The sequence below is a fragment of the Polymorphum gilvum SL003B-26A1 genome, from assembly GCF_000192745.1.
Lineage (GTDB): Bacteria > Pseudomonadota > Alphaproteobacteria > Rhizobiales > Stappiaceae > Polymorphum > Polymorphum gilvum.
In genome coordinates, this window is the sequence record NC_015259.1 from 2,830,478 (window position 1) to 2,848,336 (window position 17,859).

17 protein-coding genes are annotated in these 17,859 nt (G+C 67.7%); 8 read left to right on the forward strand and 9 right to left on the reverse strand.

Annotated features, from left to right (window positions below; all coding sequences use genetic code 11):
* Positions 1-251 precede the first annotated feature (251 nt).
* From SL003B_RS13345 to SL003B_RS13355, 3 genes are read left to right on the forward strand one after another with little or no spacing between them, the layout of a single operon-like run.
* Positions 252-1,439, forward strand: coding sequence for a M24 family metallopeptidase (locus SL003B_RS13345; RefSeq protein ID WP_013653384.1), 1,188 nt, complete (start codon positions 252-254; stop codon positions 1,437-1,439).
* A 12-nt stretch (positions 1,440-1,451) separates the two neighbouring features.
* A complete protein-coding gene (gene argE / locus SL003B_RS13350) occupies positions 1,452-2,609 on the forward strand; it encodes an acetylornithine deacetylase (RefSeq protein WP_013653385.1) in 1,158 nt (385 codons plus the stop codon).
* Between the two features lie 8 nt (positions 2,610-2,617).
* A complete protein-coding gene (locus SL003B_RS13355) occupies positions 2,618-3,316 on the forward strand; it encodes a GntR family transcriptional regulator (RefSeq protein WP_013653386.1) in 699 nt (232 codons plus the stop codon).
* 235 nt (positions 3,317-3,551) lie between these two features.
* Here SL003B_RS13355 and SL003B_RS13360 read toward each other — a convergent pair whose 3' ends face one another.
* Positions 3,552-4,142: a LysE family translocator gene (locus tag SL003B_RS13360; protein WP_013653387.1), complete on the reverse strand. Its 591-nt coding sequence runs from the start codon at positions 4,140-4,142 to the stop codon at positions 3,552-3,554.
* 208 nt (positions 4,143-4,350) lie between these two features.
* Here SL003B_RS13360 and SL003B_RS13365 point away from each other — a divergent pair, with 208 nt between their 5' ends.
* From SL003B_RS13365 to SL003B_RS13380, 4 genes are all read left to right on the forward strand, one after another.
* Positions 4,351-5,064 (forward strand): class II aldolase/adducin family protein, encoded by a 714-nt coding sequence (locus SL003B_RS13365; protein ID WP_013653388.1) that lies wholly within the window; start codon positions 4,351-4,353, stop codon positions 5,062-5,064.
* A 3-nt stretch (positions 5,065-5,067) separates the two neighbouring features.
* Positions 5,068-5,964, forward strand: a complete 897-nt coding sequence (locus tag SL003B_RS13370; RefSeq protein WP_013653389.1) for an ROK family protein — start codon at positions 5,068-5,070, stop codon at positions 5,962-5,964.
* A gap of 116 nt (positions 5,965-6,080) precedes the next feature.
* Positions 6,081-6,602, forward strand: coding sequence for a hypothetical protein (locus SL003B_RS23385; RefSeq protein WP_148259311.1), 522 nt, complete (start codon positions 6,081-6,083; stop codon positions 6,600-6,602).
* Between the two features lie 50 nt (positions 6,603-6,652).
* Positions 6,653-6,991, forward strand: a complete 339-nt coding sequence (locus SL003B_RS13380; protein ID WP_013653391.1) for a hypothetical protein — start codon at positions 6,653-6,655, stop codon at positions 6,989-6,991.
* Between the two features lie 45 nt (positions 6,992-7,036).
* Here the strand turns inward: SL003B_RS13380 and SL003B_RS13385 are convergent, their stop codons facing one another.
* The 8 genes from SL003B_RS13385 to SL003B_RS23560 all read right to left on the reverse strand — a co-directional run bounded on the left by SL003B_RS13385 (position 7,037) and on the right by SL003B_RS23560 (position 15,663).
* A complete protein-coding gene (locus tag SL003B_RS13385; RefSeq protein ID WP_013653392.1) occupies positions 7,037-8,074 on the reverse strand; it encodes an LLM class flavin-dependent oxidoreductase in 1,038 nt (345 codons plus the stop codon).
* 157 nt (positions 8,075-8,231) lie between these two features.
* A complete protein-coding gene (locus SL003B_RS13390) occupies positions 8,232-9,134 on the reverse strand; it encodes a nitrilase-related carbon-nitrogen hydrolase (protein WP_013653393.1) in 903 nt (300 codons plus the stop codon).
* Between the two features lie 119 nt (positions 9,135-9,253).
* The gene (locus SL003B_RS13395; RefSeq protein ID WP_041375536.1) at positions 9,254-9,463 is read right to left on the reverse strand and encodes a hypothetical protein; all 210 of its coding nucleotides are present in this window, start codon (positions 9,461-9,463) and stop codon (positions 9,254-9,256) included.
* 113 nt (positions 9,464-9,576) lie between these two features.
* Positions 9,577-11,385 carry a single-stranded-DNA-specific exonuclease RecJ gene (gene recJ / locus SL003B_RS13400; protein ID WP_013653394.1) on the reverse strand — a complete coding sequence of 603 codons (1,809 nt, stop codon included), beginning with the start codon at positions 11,383-11,385 and terminating at the stop codon, positions 9,577-9,579.
* Positions 11,386-11,441: 56 nt separating this feature from the next.
* Positions 11,442-12,437, reverse strand: coding sequence for a class II fructose-bisphosphatase (gene glpX / locus SL003B_RS13405; protein ID WP_013653395.1), 996 nt, complete (start codon positions 12,435-12,437; stop codon positions 11,442-11,444).
* Between the two features lie 44 nt (positions 12,438-12,481).
* Positions 12,482-13,807, reverse strand: coding sequence for a homoserine dehydrogenase (locus tag SL003B_RS13410; protein ID WP_041375537.1), 1,326 nt, complete (start codon positions 13,805-13,807; stop codon positions 12,482-12,484).
* 26 nt (positions 13,808-13,833) lie between these two features.
* Positions 13,834-15,051, reverse strand: a complete 1,218-nt coding sequence (locus SL003B_RS13415) for an LL-diaminopimelate aminotransferase (protein WP_013653397.1) — start codon at positions 15,049-15,051, stop codon at positions 13,834-13,836.
* Between the two features lie 162 nt (positions 15,052-15,213).
* A complete protein-coding gene (locus SL003B_RS23560; protein WP_013653398.1) occupies positions 15,214-15,663 on the reverse strand; it encodes a hypothetical protein in 450 nt (149 codons plus the stop codon).
* Between the two features lie 376 nt (positions 15,664-16,039).
* Between SL003B_RS23560 and SL003B_RS13425 the strand changes: the two genes are divergently transcribed.
* Entirely contained in the window at positions 16,040-17,845 is a 1,806-nt protein-coding gene (locus SL003B_RS13425; RefSeq protein WP_013653399.1) for a PHA/PHB synthase family protein, read from the forward strand.
* Positions 17,846-17,859: the final 14 nt, after the last annotated feature.

A 17,859-nucleotide genomic window follows, 5' to 3' on the forward strand; every position in this document is an offset into this window, starting at 1 on the left:
GGCGGCCGGCAGTTCTCCGGCAGTTTTCCGGCAGGGTTTCGGCATGACTCCGGCGGAAAGTCGGACGGTTTCCGGACTCGATCCGGGCAGTCTCGGGACGCTCGCCGCCACGGCACCGGATCTTACCATTTGTGTACAGGCAAATCCTTTTGACGGACCATGTCAACAGAATTCGGTAATTTTCCCGCTTTCAACGCGTGTCTTTGCGTACTATTGTACACATCAATCCGGATTTTACCGCTGGAGGTTCCATGCCCGCCAAGTTCCTGCCCTTCAGCCGCGCCGAATACGCCCGTCGTCTGGCCAAGGTCCGCAAGGCCATGGCGGAGCGGGATATCCACGTCCTGTTCGTCGAGGATCCCTCCAACATGGCGTGGATAACCGGTTACGACGGCTGGTCGTTCTACGTGCATCAGGGGGTGATCGTCTTTCACGACGAGGACCCGCTCTGGTGGGGCCGCTCCCAGGATGCCAACGGCGCGCTGCGCACCGTCTGGATGGGCGACGAGCGGGTCGCCGCCTATGCCGACCACTATGTCCAGTCGACCGTGCGCCACCCGATGCAGACGCTCGCAGCACTCTTGCGCGAGCGCGGCTACGGGTCCGACCGCATCGGTGTTGAGCTCGAGAATTATTATTTCTCGGCAAAGGCTTACCTGACGCTGCAGGCCGAGATGCCGGAGGCCTCCTTCGTCGATGCGACGGCGCTCGTGAACTGGCAGCGGGCGGTCAAGTCGGCGGAGGAGATCGCCTTCATGCGCAAGGCGGCACGCATCTCGGAGAAGGTCATCGACGGCATCGTCGAGCGCGCCGAGCCGGGCCTGCGCAAGGTCGACCTAGTGGCGGATATCTATGCCGACGCCATCCGCGGCGTCGGCGAGGACTGGGGGGATTACCCGGCGATCGTGCCGCTGCTGCCGAGCGGCGCCGACGCGGCTGCCCCCCACCTGACCTGGGACGGCCGCCCGCTCGCCGCCGGCGAGGCGACCTTCTTCGAAATATCCGGCTGCTACCGCCGCTACCACGCCCCCTTCTGCCGCACCGTGTTCCTCGGCGAGCCGCCGCAATACCTCAGGGACGCCGAATCCGCCCTGGTCGAGGGACTGGGACTCGGCCTCGAGGCCGCGCGGGCGGGGAACAGGGCGCAGGATGTGGCAAGGGCGCTGGCGGGACCGCTGGAAAGGGCGGGCATCGACCGCGCCGGGGCGCGCGCCGGCTATCCGATCGGCCTGTCCTATCCCCCGGACTGGGGCGAGCGGACGATCTCGATCCGCGACGGCGACGAGACCGTGCTGGAGCCGGGCATGACCTTCCACTTTATGCCCGGGCTGTGGATGGATAACTGGGGACTGGAGATCACCGAGAGCATCCTGATACAAGAGCACGGGCCGGCGGAATGCCTGTGCGACCGCCCGCGCCAGCTGATCGTCAAACGATAGGCCTGACCGGCTATGACGGTGCTCGACGAAACCAAGGCCATCCTCGCCGACCTGATCGCCTTCCCGACCGTGTCGACGGACAGCAACCTCGACCTGATCGCCTATGCCGGCGAGCGGCTGTCGGCCTGCGGCGCTCGACTGGCGCTGACGCGCGACGAGACCGGCCAGAAGGCCAATCTCTACGCCAGCCTCGGGCCGGAGACGGCCGGCGGCGTCGTGCTGGCCGCCCATACCGACGTGGTGCCGGCCGGCGACGATTGGACTTCCGATCCGTTCACGCTGCGCGAGGCGGGTGGTCGGCTCTACGGCCGGGGCAGCTGCGACATGAAGGGGTTCCTGGCCGCCATGCTGGCGATGGCGCCGCGCTACGCCGCCCTCGACCTGAGGCACCCGGTGCATCTGGCCCTCACCTACGACGAGGAGGTCGGCTGCTTCGGGGCGCGTCAGTTGGTCGCCGACCTTGCCGGCCACGAGATGCTGCCGTCGATGGCCATCATCGGCGAGCCGACGATGATGCGCATCATCGAGGGCCACAAGGGCAGCTATGAATACACGACCCGTTTCAGCGGCCTCGACGGCCATGGCTCGGACCCGGATAGCGGAGTCAATGCAATCACCTATGCGGCGAAGTTCATCTCGCGCCTGATGGAGATCGGCGAGGATCTTAAGGCGCGCGCGCCGGCCGGATCGCGGTTCCATCCGCCCTGGACGACGGTGCAGGTCGGGCGCATCGGCGGCGGCACGGCGCGCAACGTCATTCCTCGTCATTGCGAGATCGACTGGGAGATCCGACCCGTTCAGGAGGCCGACGCCACGTTCGTCAAGGCCGCGCTCGCCGCCTATTGCGCGCGCGACCTGCTGCCGCGCATGCGCGCCGTCGCCGCCGACGCCGGCATCGAGACGACCGTCATCGGCGAAGTCGAGGCGCTCGACGCCCGGTCGGACAACCCGGCGCGCGATCTGGTCGCGTCGCTGACCGGCGCCAACAGCTTCGACGTCGTGCCGTTCGGCACGGAAGCCGGCCTCTACCAGGGGCTCGGCCTGTCGGTGGTGGTGTGCGGGCCGGGCTCGATCGAACAGGCACACAAGCCGGACGAATATCTCGCCGTCGACCAGCTCGAGGCGTGCCTGGCCATGCTCTCCCGGCTCGGCCGGCACCTTGAAGCGTGAACGGGCCGATGGTGAATAGCGATACCCTTATCCCCCGCCGGGAGAAACGCGGCGGGCCTGCCCGCGAGCGCTTCGAACGGCTCTACGAGATCCTGCGCCGACGCATCTGCCTGCTGGATTATCCCCCGGGCATGCGGCTTGGCGAGGAGGGACTCGCGGCGGAATTCGGGGTCAGCAGGACACCGCTGAGGAAGGTTCTGGCGCGGCTCGAATCTGACGGACTTCTTCAATCAATCCAAGGGGTTGGCACGATCGTGACGGATGTCGACCTGGATGCGCTGGCGCAGGTCTACCAGTTGCGGATGGAACTCAACGAGCTCATCGGCCGGTTATCCCCGGTGCCGCCGAACGCCGAGACGCTCGAGCGGCTGCGCGCGCTGCACCGGCGCAGCCGCGATCTGGCCGCCGATCCGCGCCCGCGCGCCTTCGCCGAACTCAACATCGACTTCTTCCACGCCGTGATGCGGCTCACCGACAATGCGCCGCTGCGCGACATCTCCGAGCGACTGTTCTATCAGACTTCGCGTATCTGGCTGAAATATCTGCCTAAAATGGATACAGCGGCGGAAGTCGAGGTGTTCTCGCGCGAGATCGCCGACATCCTGGCGGCCGCCGAACTGGGCGACCTGGAGGCGGCTGGCCATATCCGGCGCTCGCACATCTCGATGAGCTTCACGCGGCTGAAACGCGTCGCGCAGGCCGGCTGAGCCGGGTTCATGCCCGCCTTATCCCCCACAAATGGGCCTCGCCGGCGATGCCCCTACCCTAGCCCGAGCATTGGCTTCGGGTTGATAAAAATCTGTTAAAGTATTGATATTTATTGATTTTATTGGCATTTATCGGCCTAATCCAATCGTCTGCTAAGAATGCCCCAAAACCCGCCGGAGATGCGCTGGAGACTGGCCGGAGACTGGCCGGAGACTGGCCGGAGACTGGCCGAACCTAGCGCGGGGCCAGGACCGCGAGCACGACCACCGCCAGCATCGCCATCGCCATGGTCGCGTTGACGATCGAATGGGCCTTCGGCGACAGGTCCAGCCGGTGCAGCCCGACCCCGGCGCCGAGCCACAGGAGATGGACGGGGATCCAGACGCCGTTGATCATGACGAACTTCAGGACCGTTTCGACGAGGAGATCGTCATGCAGGAAGGCGAAGCCGGAAAACAGAGTCGTCACGACCACATAGGCCTTGGGATTGACGATCTGCAGCAGCAGGCCGCCGGCAAAGCCGGGCGGGCGCTCGGCGTGGATGAAGGCGACCCGGCGGCCGGAGAACGCGATCCTGGCCGCCATGTAGAGCAGGTAGGCAGCCGAGGCGACGAGCAGGACGACGCGCATCACCGGCATCGACAGGGCCAGCGCCACCATGCCGGTGATCACCGCCAGCACGACCAGATTGGTGCCCAGCCACAGGCCGGCGACGTAGCGCAGGCCGGGGCTGAAGCCGAAGCCGGCACCGACCCCGGCAGTCGACAGCACCCCGGGTCCGGGGGTGATCAGCAGGATGAAGACGGCAGCGAGAAAGGTCAGCATGGCTTTCTTGTTAGGCCGGATCGGAACAGCCGGCAATGGCGGGATTATGCGTAAGCAATCGTTCGCACAGACGATCACGACCCGGGCCTGCGGCGCGACGCCCGCCCGGTGCCGGAGCCGGCGCTTGCCAAGGCGCGGCACCGCCGCTTACATGCCCAAGGACGAGGCGGCGGGCGGATCGCGCCCCGGGCGGCAAGGAGACAACAGCATGACGGCACCGGGTTTCCCGCCAGACAGCACGGCCCTGCGCGAAGCGGTGATAGCGACCGCGCGGGCGCTGCCCGAGCGCGGGCTGACCAGAGGCACCTCGGGCAACGTCAGCGTGCGCACGTCCAACGGCCTGCTGATCACCCCGTCGGGCATTCCCTATGCCGCTCTGACGGTCGATCTCATCGTCGCCATGGACCTCGACGGCGGCTACCGGGGCGACACGCTGCCCTCGTCGGAATGGCGCATGCATCTGGACATCTACCTGGCCAAGCCGGAGGCCGGCGCGGTGGTGCACTGCCATTCGCCGCGGGCCACCGCGCTGTCGTGCCTGCGGCGCGGCATTCCGGCCTTCCACTACATGGTGGCGCTCGCCGGCGGCGATCGCATCGACTGCGCCGCCTACGCCACCTTCGGCACCCGGGCACTGTCGGAGGCGATGCTCGCCGCGCTCGGAGCGCGCAACGCCTGCCTGCTCGCCAACCACGGCCAGATCGCCTGCGGGGCGAGCCTGGCGAAGGCACTGTCGATCGCGGAAGGCGTCGAGGAACTTTCCGACCAGTATCTGTCGGCGCTCTCGGTGGGCGAGCCGACCGTCCTCGACGCGGCGGAGATGGCGGAAATCCTGAGGAAGTTCAGAAGCTACGGCCGCCAGCCGGACGACCTCGACCCCGATGCCGGACCGGCCTTCGAACTGCCCGTGCGGCGGGACTGAGCGATGCGGCTCGGCATCGACTGGGGCGGCACCAAGATGGAGATCGTCGCGCTCGACGCCGCGGGGGCTGAACTTCACCGCGAGCGGATCGCGACGCCACGCGACGACTATGCCGCCTGCATCGAGGCGGTCGCCGGCCTGGTCGCGCGGGCGGAAGCGGCGACCGGGCGGACCGGCACGCTCGGCCTCGGCATTCCCGGCTCGATCTCGCCCGCCACCGGGCTGGTCAAGAACGCCAATTCGACCTGGATGAACGGCAAGCCGCTCGACCGGGACCTGGAGGAACGGCTCGGCCGGCCCGTGCGCATCGAGAACGACGCCAACTGCCTGGCGGTCTCCGAGGCGACGGACGGCGCCGGCGCAGGCGCGGCGATCGTCCATGCGATCATCATCGGCACGGGCTGCGGCTCGGGCATCGCGATCAACGGCCGGGCGCACCGCGGCGCCAACGGCATCGCCGGCGAATGGGGCAACATCCCGGTGCCGTGGATGAGCGCCGAGGAATTCCCCGGCCCGGAGTGCTGGACCGGCCACAGGGGCACCATCGACCGCTGGTGCTCGGGCACCGGGCTGCAGATCGACCACGAGCGGGCGACCGGCGAGCGCCTGTCTGGCCACGACATCGTCGCGGCGATGCGCGCCGGCAATCCCGAGGCCTCCGCCTCCTATCGGCGCTACGTGTCGCGCCTCGGCCGCGCCATGGCGATGGCCGCCAACCTGATCGACCCGGACGTGTTCGTGCTCGGCGGCGGCCTGTCGAACGTCGACGAACTCTACCAAGACCTGCCCGCAGCCATGGCGCCCTACATCTTCTCCGACGCCTATTCGGTGCCGATCCGCAGGGCGCGGCATGGCGACAGCTCGGGCGTGCGCGGCGCGGCCTGGCTATGGGGCGGGTGAAGGAGCAACCAACATTCTTCCGGTTGCCGTTCCTAAGAATACGCCTATAAGGTAAGAAAACAGACGATCTCACGAAAGAGACGTACTTTGCGTGCATGGGGAACGGGGGCGGCAAAGTGTTACTGGACGACGTGTTTGGCGCGGCCTTTCCGCCTGGGCGGATAGGCTGGCATGAGGCGTTGAGCTTTCCGGAGAGCAGACAAAAGCTCAACGACAAGACAGCAATCCTTCTCCTCAACTACATGAGAACCGCAATATCCGGGTTGAGTTTACCTGCTTTTAACCACAATACGCTGATTATATTGTGGCTCATGGACGAAGATGGCGACATATGGTTTGCCATGGAAGAGGCGTTGAACCTGGAGACCGGTCGAAGCGAGTTTCCCGCCCCGCGTGCCGTGCCGCTGGCCTCGACGCATCGCAAGCTCGGCCATCCGTCCTTGCTCGAGAACAGCGCCAAACACGCTCGCATCGGCGGGGAGATCGTCTATGATCCGCTTTTCGGCGAAAAGGGCTGGGTGCTGAGCAACAGCTCCGGACGCTACGGCACCTCGCCGGATCGGCGAAAGGAACATCTGGACAACGTCGCAGCCCGGTTCGGGAACTATGGGCTCGTTTTCGACGTCTACTACATATAACGGCCGGAGCTTCCATATCGGCCCGACCCAGACAGAACTGGCGAAACTCAATGGCCCTCAATCTCAGAACCCTGAAACCTTCGGACCTGAGCCGCCTGCCGACGCTGATCGATACTGCAGACGGACAAGCAGAGTTTCGGGTTGCCCTCATCACCTTCCTGCGGCCGCCGCTCGTCGACGACGACGAGGCGGAGCGGGATCTCGTGGCGGTCACGGCGCGACAGTTATCCCGCTCGGGCGTTCTCGATCGTGCTTGCCGATCGGGCCTACATGTTGATGTGCACGAAGTCGATCCCGAACGCCTCTCGGCGTTTCTTTCCGAACTTCCGGACGATACGGGCACGCATCTCTTCGCAGAGCCGCGCCAGCGCCTAGCCGGCGCCTCCTAGGTGCTTGCCGATCAAGCGGAACCGCTTGATCGGCAAGAATATGCTTTAGGAGCCTTCCATCATCTCGCGCACCAGCGGGATGACCCGCGTGCCGTAGAGTTCGATGCTCGCCATCAGCCGGGCATGGGGCATGGTGCCGGTGGCGTATTTGAGGTCGAAGCGGGAAAGGCCGAGGGTCCTGGCGGTGCGGGCGATCCTGGCCGCGACGGTCTCCGGCGAACCGCAATAGAGCGCGCCGTGGCGGGCTTCGGCGACGAAGCCGTCACGATCCATCGGTGACCAGCCGCGCTCGCGCGCCAGGCGGTCGTGGAACGCCTTGTAATGCGGCCAGAGCTGGTCGAGCGCCTCCTCGTCGGTCGCCGCCAGGTGGCCTGGCGAATGGACGCCGAGCGGGCGTACCGGACGGCCCATCTGAGCGCAGGCCTTGTGGTAGAGGTCGACATAGGGGCGGAAGCGGGCCGGGTCGCCGCCGATGATCGCCAGCATCATGCGCATGTCGTAGTGAACGGCACGGACCACCGACTGCGGACTGCCTCCGACGCCGATCCAGCAGGTCAGGCCGTCGGGACCGAGGCGCGGGAACACCTTCTGGTTCCTCAGCGGCGGGCGCAGGCTGCCCTGCCAGGTAACCTCCTCGCTGGCGAGCAGCACAGAGAACAGGTCGAGCTTTTCCTCGAACAGGGTCTCGTACTGGTTGAGGTCGAAGCCGAACAGCGGGAAGCTCTCGGTGAAGGACCCGCGGCCGAGCGTCACCTCGGCGCGGCCGTTCGACAGTGCATTCAGCGTCGAAAAGCGCTGGAAGACGCGGATCGGGTCGTCGGAGGACAGCACCGTCACCGAGGTGCCGAGCTTGATGCGCATCGTCTTCGCGGCGATGTGGGCGAGCACGATCTCCGGTGCGGAAATGGCGAAGTCGGCGCGGTGATGTTCGCCCAGGCCGATGAAGTCGACGCCAAGCGCGTCGGCGGCGACCGCCTGCTCGACGACATCGCGCAGCACCCGGCCCTCGTGCAGCGGGACGCCGGCGTCGTCCACCGTGACGTCGCCGAAGGTGTCGAGGCCGAGTTCGAGGGCAGTGGTCATCAGGATCTCCGCTCGTTCACGATGGCCCGGCGAAGCGTCGCGGGCAGCGCCCAGACCTTAGGGATTCCCGCGCGAACCCGGAAGCCGGCATTGGCCGCCATGCGGTGAACGCTGTGTTCCCCGGCCCTGCTCGACCTGCCGAGGAGACCGCCGCCGGTCAGACCCGCGCGACGCGGACGTGGTCGGCGGTCCAGGCGCCGGGCCAGACCTCGGCACCGCCGGCCTTGAGCGCGCGCACCGCGTCGACCGGCAGGCGGACGACGACGAAGGGCTCCTCGCCGGCCTCGCCGCCGGTCGGCGGCAGAAAGACGGGGCGCCCGTCGAAGTCGAGCTCGGGTTCGCAGGGGGTGAACAGCGCCGCACCGGAGACGTTGGTCGGGTTCTGGGTGGTGCCCTTCGCCGCACCGACGCAGCCGCAAACGGCGACAGTGGTCATCAGCTCGACGGCGCGCGCCTTGGCGCAGTCGTAGACGCGGTGAAAGCCGGAGCGCATCTCGGTCATCGAGGGCACCAGCAGCAGGTCAAGATTCTCCTTTGCCAGCAGGCAGGACAGCGCCGGCATCTCGACGTCAAGGCAGATCAGCATGGCCATACGCAGGCCTTCCAGCTCGAACACGGTCAGCGTCGAACCCGGCTGCAGCCGCCAGGCGTCGTCATCCTGTTCGGCCGGAGTGAGCGACAGCTTGTCGTGGACGAGGGTGCGGCCGTCGGCGGCGAACAGGAAGGCGCGGTTGACGAAGCCGGCCCGGCCGCCCGCCTCCACGCGCCAGGGCATGGAGCCGGCGAGCAGCGACAGGCCGTGTTTCGCCGGCAGCGCGGCGAGCGCCGGCACCAGCGTCTCGGCGACACCGGCGAGAAAGGCGATCTCGCCGGTCTCGGGCAGGCCCGCGGGCTTGAAGGCAAGGCAGGACTCGACGGCATATTCGGGCAGCATCAGCAGGCGGGCGCCGGCCTGCGCGGCCTCGGCCATGCGCGCCTCGACGCGGGCGACGAAGGCCTCCGGGCTTGCAGGCGCGAAGCCGAGGTTCATGGACCACAGGGCGATCGGGAAATCGGTCATGGCGCACCGCAGGGCTTGAAACGACACGGACCGGCCTGGCGCCGGTCAGGAACGACAAGAACCGGCGCAGGGCCGGTCCGGGTTGAATGGACGATTTTCGCCGGGGCGTAAAGGGCCGCTCAGCCGAGGCGGTCGCCGGCCATGCGCGCAAGAAGCGCGACGAAGGCGGAATAGAGGCCGAGCTCGGCGAGGAAGGGAATGCCGATCCAGGGCAAGGCGGGACGGTCGGCGAGTGCGTCGGCGCGCACCCGGTTGAGACCGGCGAGCGCCCGGTCGGTCGCCAGATCCAGGTCCGCGAACAGCGTCTTCAGCTCGTCCTGAGCGTTCATGGGGTGCCCCGCCGATTCCTTCAGCCGCAACCAGCATAGGTGCCGGCGGTTGCCGAAAGGTTAACGGCGATTAAGCACAATTGCCGAGGTCGACGGCGGCCCGCGACGCCGCGTCAGATGCGGCTCTTCTGCGGATCGGCGACGTCGAGGATGCGCAGCTGGACGCGCGGGGCGCCCTGCCAGGTATCGACCGACAGGCTGCCGGCGACGTGCATCGGCCGGCCGCGGGCGGCGAGCAACGCCTCGCCGTGCGGGCGTTCGGCGGCCTTGAACGAGATGCCCTTGAGGCTGGAGCCGTCGGGGGCGGCGATGGTGGCCCGGACATGGCCCTTGCCGACCACGTCGGCATAGGAAATGCGATGCGCCGGGAACACGAACACGGGCTCGGGATGGCCGGCGCCGTAGGGGCCGGCCTTGTCGAGCAGGCTCATCAGCTCGAGCGTCGCGCCGGCCGCCGTCAGGGCCGCGTCGATCTTCAATTCGCGAGTCGCGCTCGCCACTTCGACGTCGTCCTTCAGGGTCTCGTTGAAGTAGGCGACGAGGTCGGCCTCACGCTCCCTGCGCACGGTCAGGCCGGCGGCCATGGCGTGGCCGCCGCCCTTTTCCAGCAGACCCTCGTCGACCGCGCGGCGCACGGCACGGCCGAGGTCGACGCCGGAGATAGACCGGCCCGAGCCGGTGCCCTTGCCGGTCTCGTCATAGGCGATGGCGAAGGCCGGCCGGCGGTGGGCCTCCTTCAGCCGCGAGGCGATCAGGCCGACAATGCCGGGGTGCCAGCCGGGCGAGCCGGTGACCAGCACGGCCGGATCGTGCGTGTCGATCTGGACCACGGCCTGGGCGTCGCCCTCCTCCAGCATGACCGCCTCCATCGCCTGGCGCTCGGCGTTGAGCCGGTCGAGGGTCTCGGCAAGGCCGCGCGCCTCCTGCGGGTCGTCGCAGGTGAGCAGGCGGGCGCCGAGGGCGGCGTCGCCGATGCGCCCGCCGGCGTTGATGCGCGGGCCGAGCAGGAAGCCGAGGTGATAGGCGGCCGGCTTGCCGCCGACGCGGGCGACGTCGGCGAGGCTTGCGAGGCCCGGGTTGAGGCGACCGTGCATGGCGATCAGGCCCTTGGCGACATAGGCGCGGTTGAGGCCCTTGAGCGGCACCACGTCGCAGACCGTGCCGAGCGCGACGAGATCGAGCAGGCCAAGCAGATCCGGCTCGCCGCCGCGCCGGAACGTACCGCGCCGGCGCAGTTCGCGGTTGAGGCCGACCAGGAACAGGAAGGTGACGCCGACGGCGGCCAGATGCCCCTGCCCCGACAGGTCGTCCTGGCGGTTCGGATTGACCAGGGCGGATACGGCGGGCAGTTCGACGCCGCACTGGTGGTGGTCGATGACGACGACGTCGAGGCCGAGACGGCGAGCAACGTCGAAGGCCTCGAAGGAGGTGCTGCCGCAGTCGACGGTGACCAGCAGGCCGGCGCCTGCGGCGCGCAGCGCCTCAATGGCCGGGCCGTTGGGTCCGTAACCCTCGATGATGCGGTCGGGGATGTGGATCGCCGGGTCGAGGCCGAGGCGGCGCAGGTAGCGCGCCAGCACGGCCGAAGAGGTGGCGCCGTCGACGTCGTAGTCGCCGAAGATGGCGATCCGCGTACCGGCCTCGACCGCATCGGCGACGCGGGCGACGGCCCGGTCCATGTCGACCAGGCGCGACGGATCGGGCATCAGGGCCTTGAGGGTCGGATCGAGGAAGCCTTCGGCGTCGGCAGCGGTGACGTCGCGCGCGGCGAGCACGCGCGCGAGCACGTCGGGAAGGTCGAGCCGCTGGGCGATGGCGAGAGCGGCGAGGCCCTGGGCCGGCGTCTGGCGCTCGCGCCAGACCTGGCCGGAGGCGGAGCGGGTCACGCCCAAGACCGGACGGGCGGTCTCCGGTCCGCTCATGACCCTGTCTCCTGCGGGCCGGCCGCCGGCTCGGGCGTCGTCACCGGCATGATGTCCTAGTCGAGATGGAACTTCTCTATCTGGGTGTGCTGCGCCTTGATGTAGCGTACCGTGCCCGTGGAGGAGCGCATCACGACCGTGTGGGTGGTGATGTGGCTGCGGCCGAAGCGCACGCCCTGCAGGAAGTTGCCGTCGGTGACGCCGGTGGCGGCGAACAGGACGTCCTCGCAGGCCATCTCCTCCAGCGTGTACTTGCGCTTGATGTCGGAAATGCCCATGCGGTGGGCGCGCTCGACCTGCTCCTCGCGGGTGATCACCAGCCGGCCCTGCATCTGACCGCCGATGCAGCGCAGCGCAGCCGCAGCCAGCACGCCCTCGGGCGCGCCGCCGATGCCGGCGTAAAGGTCGATGCCGGTCTCCTCGGGATCGGTCGTGTGGATGACGCCGGCGACGTCGCCGTCGCCGATCAGGCGGATGGCGGCGCCGGTGGCGCGGATGTCCTCGATCAGGCGCGCGTGGCGCGGCCGGTCGAGCACGCAGGCGGTGATCTCGGAGATCTTGACGCCTTTGGCCTTCGCGACATTGGCCATGTTCTCGGCGATCGGCGCGTCGAGATCGACAGTTCCGGCCGGATAGCCCGGGCCGATGGCGATCTTTTCCATGTAGCTGTCAGGCGCGTTGAGCAGACCGCCGGCCGGCGCCATGGCGATGACGGCGAGCGAGTTGGGCAGGTTCTTGGCGCAGATCGTGGTGCCCTCGAGCGGATCGAGGGCGATGTCGACCTTGGCGCCCTGCTTGGTGCCGACGCTTTCGCCGATATAGAGCATCGGGGCCTCGTCACGCTCGCCTTCGCCGATCACCACGGTGCCGTCGATCGGCAGGCGGTTGAGTTCGCGGCGCATGGCGTCGACGGCTGCCTGGTCGGCCGCCATCTCGTCGCCGTGGCCGCGCAGGCGAGCCGCCGCGACGGCCGCGCGCTCGGTGACGCGGGCCAGTTCCAGCGTGAGAATGCGGTCAAGGGCGCTGGAGGGCGCGGCTTGCTTCTTGGACATCGAAATCCCCCGATCAGATCATTGGGCATCCGGGCGGGATGCGTCTAGGCCAGTTTCTCGATACGGATCATCTGCGGCGCGTCCGCGACGACGCCCTTGGAGACGACCGCCTCCAGCGCCTGCTTGACCGCAGCTTCCGTGGTTTCATAGGTGATCAGGATGACCGGCTGCGGATCGGCTGGCGTCGAGGCGCCGGGCGCGTCGCCGCGGGCCGCGCGCCGGCGCTGGACGATGGATTCCAGCGAAATGTCCGCGTCCGCCATGCAGCGCGCGATGGTCGCGAAGGCGCCCGGGCGATCATAGACCGACAGGCGGATGTAGTAGCCGCCCTCGTGCAGGCGCATGCCGGCGCGGGCGTAGTCGACCAGATCCGTCGCCGGCGTGCCGAGCACCGGCGCGACGTCGCCGCGAGCGATGTCGGCAAGGTCGGAAACGACGGAAGAGGCTGTGGCATTGCCTCCTGCCCCGGGCCCGACCAGCACCACCTCGCCGACGAAGTCGCCGTCGACGGCGACCGCGTTCAGCACGCCGTCGATGCGGGCGATGGCGGAGGACTTGGGCACCATGGTCGGATGGACACGCTGCTCGATGCCGCTGTCGGTCTTCTGGGCGACGCCGAGCAGCTTGATGCGGTAGCCGAGCTCGTCCGCCGCCTCGATGTCGGCGGTGGTGATCGAGGTGATGCCTTCGAGATAGACGTCTTCGGCGCTGATCTTGCAGCCGAAGGCCAGGCTGGTCAGGATCGCCAGCTTGTGGGCGGTGTCGTTGCCCTCGATGTCGAAGGTCGGATCGGCCTCCGCATAGCCCAAACGCTGGGCATCGGCGAGGCACTCGGCGAAGGACAGGTCGTCCTTCTCCATCCGGGTCAGGATGTAGTTGCAGGTGCCGTTCAGGATGCCGTAGACGCGGCTGACCGCGTTGCCGGCCATGGCCTCGCGCAGGGTCTTGACGATCGGAATGCCGCCGGCGACCGCCGCCTCGTAGTTGAGGCAGACGCCGTTCTTCTCGGCGAGAGCGGCGAGCTCGACGCCATGGCGGGCGAGCAGCGCCTTGTTGGCGGTGACGACATGCTTGCCGCTCGACAGCGCCACACGCACGCAGGCCTCAGCCGGTCCGCTGTCGCCGCCGATCAGTTCGACGACGACGTCGATGTCGGAGGCACGCGCCATCTCGGCCGGATCGGCGTACCAGGTCGTCCCGCTCAGGTCGATGCCGCGGTCGCGCGAGGGATCGCGCGCGCAGACGGCGCGGACCTCAAGCCCCCGGCCGCACTTGCGCGCAAGGGCCTCCCCATGCCTGGCGAGGAGTCGGACGACGGAGGCGCCGACCGTGCCAAGGCCCGCCACACCAAGTCTCAAAGCAGCAGCCATACTTCATGGAATCCAATTGCGAGTCATCAGCGCGACGCGCCGATCGGGACCACGTTGTGCAACGTTTCGTCCGCGCTTTCAAGGAAGCGACGCAGGTTGCGTGCGGCCTGGCGCAAGCGCTGCTCGTTTTCCACCAGGCCGATGCGGACGTAGTCGTCGCCATACTCGCCGAAGCCGATGCCGGGAGAGACGGCAATCTCAGCCTTCTCAAGCAGCAGCTTGGAAAACTCGAGGCTGCCCAGCGCCTTAAACTTGTCCGGAATCGGCGCCCAGGCGAACATGCTCGCCTCCGGCGCCGGAATGGCCCAGCCGGCCTTGCCGAAAGACTCGACCAGCACGTCGCGGCGGCGCTTGTACACGGCGCGGGTGGCGGCGATGCAGTCGTCGGGACCATTGAGCGCGGCGGTGGCGGCGACCTGGATCGGCGTGAAGGCACCGTAGTCGAGGTAGGACTTGACGCGGGTCAGCGCCGCGATCAGCCGCTCGTTGCCGACCGCAAAGCCCATGCGCCAGCCGGGCATGGAGAAGGTCTTCGACAGCGACGTGAATTCGGCTGTCACTTCCATCGCGCCCGGCACCTGGAGCATGGACGGCGGCGGCGTGTCGCCGAAATAGATCTCCGAATAGGCGAGATCGGAGAGGATGAAGATCTCGTGCTTGCGCGCGAAGGCGACGACGTCCTTGTAGAAGTCGATGTCGGCGCAATAGGCGGTCGGGTTGGCCGGATAGCACATGATGACCGCGATCGGCTTCGGTACCGAATGGATGACCGCCCGCTCCAGCGCGCGGAACACCTCCGGTCCGGGCTCGGCCGGGATGGAGCGGATCGCGGCGCCGGCCATCAGGAAGCCGAAGGTGTGGATCGGGTAGCTCGGGTTGGGGCTGAGCACCACGTCGCCCGGCGCGGTGATCGCCTGGGCCATGTTGGCGAAGCCTTCCTTGGAGCCGAGCGTGGCGACGACCTGGGTGTCCGGATTGAGCTTCACGCCGAAGCGGCGGCCGTAGTAGTTGGCCTGGGCCCGGCGCAGGCCAGCGATGCCCTTGGAGGCGGAATAGCGGTGCGTGCGCGGGTCCTGGATGACCTCGGTCAACTTGTCGACGATGTGCTTCGGCGTGGGCAGATCGGGATTGCCCATGCCGAGGTCGATGATATCCGCGCCCTGTGCCCGTGCCGCCGCCTTCAGCCGGTTGACCTGCTCGAACACGTAGGGCGGCAATCTCCGGGTCTTGTGAAAGTCTTCCATGGCGCGGGCCTCGCGATCCTTCTGCTTGTCTGTCGGTCAGTTGGTCTGCCTGATGCTCGTCCGCCCGATGCTCGTCCGCCCGGCGCCGACTGGCGCCCTTTTAGCAGCCCAGCGGCAATTCCGCACGAGTCTTTGGCAGCATTGAGACCGAAATTTCGGCGGCTAGTCGGCCTCGATCTCCGACAGGGCCGCCTGGCCGTGGGTGGCGCCGATGCGGGCCAGGTCGCGGGCCGTCGCGCTGACCGCCGGCGCGGCGGCACCGCGGCGGCTTTCGGACAGCGCCTGCAGGCGCGCGAGCGCGGCGGCGCGCTCGTCCTCGTTCATCAGCGTGTCCTGCCGTTCGTCGACAGGCGCCAGTCCACCCTGCCCGACCGCCTCGGCAAAGGCCAGCGGCGACGGCGAGCCCGCTACTGTGGCGGCGACGGCCGGTGTCGGGCGCGCCGGGGTGGTCTGGGTCGGCATCGTCTGGGCAGGCATCGTCTGGGCCGACGTCGTCTGGCCGGCCTGCGCCTGCAGGGCCGGATCGCCAAGCGCTTCGAGCAGCGGCACCTCGGGGCCGAGCGCGCAGCCGGCCAGCATCACGGCGATCGCCAGTGCTCCAAGTCCCTTCACGTCCAGATCCCTCGTCCCGACTTCGATGCAGCCTTCGGCGGCGGCTCCCGCTCCGCGTTCGGCCAAAGGCCTCGTTCAGCGTTTGGCCCGGCACCGTGCCTGCAGACCCGTTTCGCGCCGTGCGGCGCTTGGCCGATGGCAACGATCCCGCCGGCAACTATATAAGAACCCGCGACAAAAGAGCCACCGGCTTTTGCGTCGCAGCCCGGCGGGAGCGGGCAAGCAACGATTGCGCGGGACGGCGGCAAACCATTGCGCCAGTCGTCGCCGGTCTGGATTTGCCATTCGACCTGCAGCAAGAACCTGTGTCATAAAAGTGCGACGCTACGGGTCCATACGCGCGCCAACGAAGAAGTCTGGAGGGGACGCAACCAACATGGCCGAGGATCGCCAGAACCCCCTGTTGCAGTATATCGTCAACAATCCGGAAGCCTTTGCGCAGAACCTGGCGAAAGTGCTGGAGCAGTCCGGCAAGGCCATCGCCGCCTATCTGGAACCGCGCGAGAAGGGCGAGGTCAAGCAGGACAGCGCCGACGAACTGACCAACATCGTCAAGACGCTGGCGCAGGTCGGCGAATACTGGATCTCCGACCCCAAGCGCGCGGTCGAGGCCCAGTCGCGGCTGTGGTCGGGCTACATCACGCTGTGGAACTCGTCGCTGCGGCGCATGATGGGCGAGCCCGCGGACCCCGCGGTGGCGCCGCCGCCGCGCGATCGGCGCTTCGAGGACCCGGACTGGAAGGAAAACCAGTTCTTCGACTTCATCAAGCAGCTCTACCTGATCACCAGCAATTGGGCCGCCGACATGGTCAGCGAGGCCGAGAGCCTGGACGATCACACGCGCCACAAGGCGGATTTCTACGTCAAACAGATCGCCAACGCGCTGTCGCCGTCCAACTTCGTGCTGACCAATCCGGAACTGCTGCGGGTGACGCTGGAATCCAACGGCGAGAACCTGGTGCGCGGCATGCAGTTCCTGGTCGAGGACATCAAGGCCGGACGCGGCGACATCAAGATCCGCCAGACCGATCCGACCCACTTCGAGGTCGGCCGCAACCTCGCGCTGACGCCGGGCAAGGTGATCGCCGAGAACGACGTCTGCCAGCTGATCCAGTACACGCCGACCACCGAGACGGTGCTGAAGCGGCCGCTGCTGATCGTGCCGCCGTGGATCAACAAATTCTACATCCTGGACCTGACGCCGGACAAATCCTTCATCAAGTGGGCCGTCGACCAGGGCCACACGGTGTTCGTGATCTCGTGGGTCAATCCGGACGAGCGGCAGGCGCAGAAGAGCTTCGAGCACTACATGCGCGAAGGCATCCTCAACGCGCTCGACACGATCAAGCGGGCGACGCGCCAGGAGGAGGTCAACGCCATCGGCTACTGCGTCGGCGGCACGCTGCTCGCCGTGACGCTGGCCTACATGGCGGCGACCGGCGACGAGCGGATCAGGTCTGCGACCTTCTTCACCACCCAGGTCGACTTCACCCATGCCGGCGACCTGAAGGTGTTCGTCGACGAGGAGCAGATCGCGATCATTGAGCGCAAGATGGCCGAGCGCGGTTACCTGGACGGCACCAAGATGGCGGCGGCCTTCAATCTGCTGCGCTCCAACGACCTGATCTGGCCCTATGTCGTCAACAACTACCTGAAGGGCAAGGGGCCGTTCCCGTTCGACCTGCTCTACTGGAATTCCGATTCCACCCGCATGCCGGCGGCGAACCACTCCTTCTACCTGCGCAACTGCTACCTGGATAACCGGCTGGCCAAGGGCGAGATGGCGATCGCCGGGCAGACGCTGGACCTGAAGAAGGTGACCATCCCGGTCTACAACCTGGCCACCCGCGAGGACCACATCGCGCCGCCGCGCTCGGTGTTCGTCGGCTGCTCGTGCTTCGGCGGGCCGGTGGACTACGTGCTGTCGGGCTCGGGCCACATCGCCGGCGTGGTCAACCACCCGGACCGCGGCAAGTACCAGTACTGGACCGACGGCAAGCCGGAGGGCGCGCTGGAGGACTGGATGGCGCGCGCGCAGGAGCATCCGGGCTCCTGGTGGCCGCACTGGGACCAATGGATCCGCGCCCAGGACGACACCCGGGTCAAGGCGCGCAAGCCCGGCGCCAACCGGGTGAAGATTCTTGGCGACGCGCCCGGATCTTACGTTAAGATGCGGGCCTAGCGGCCGCCGCAGGG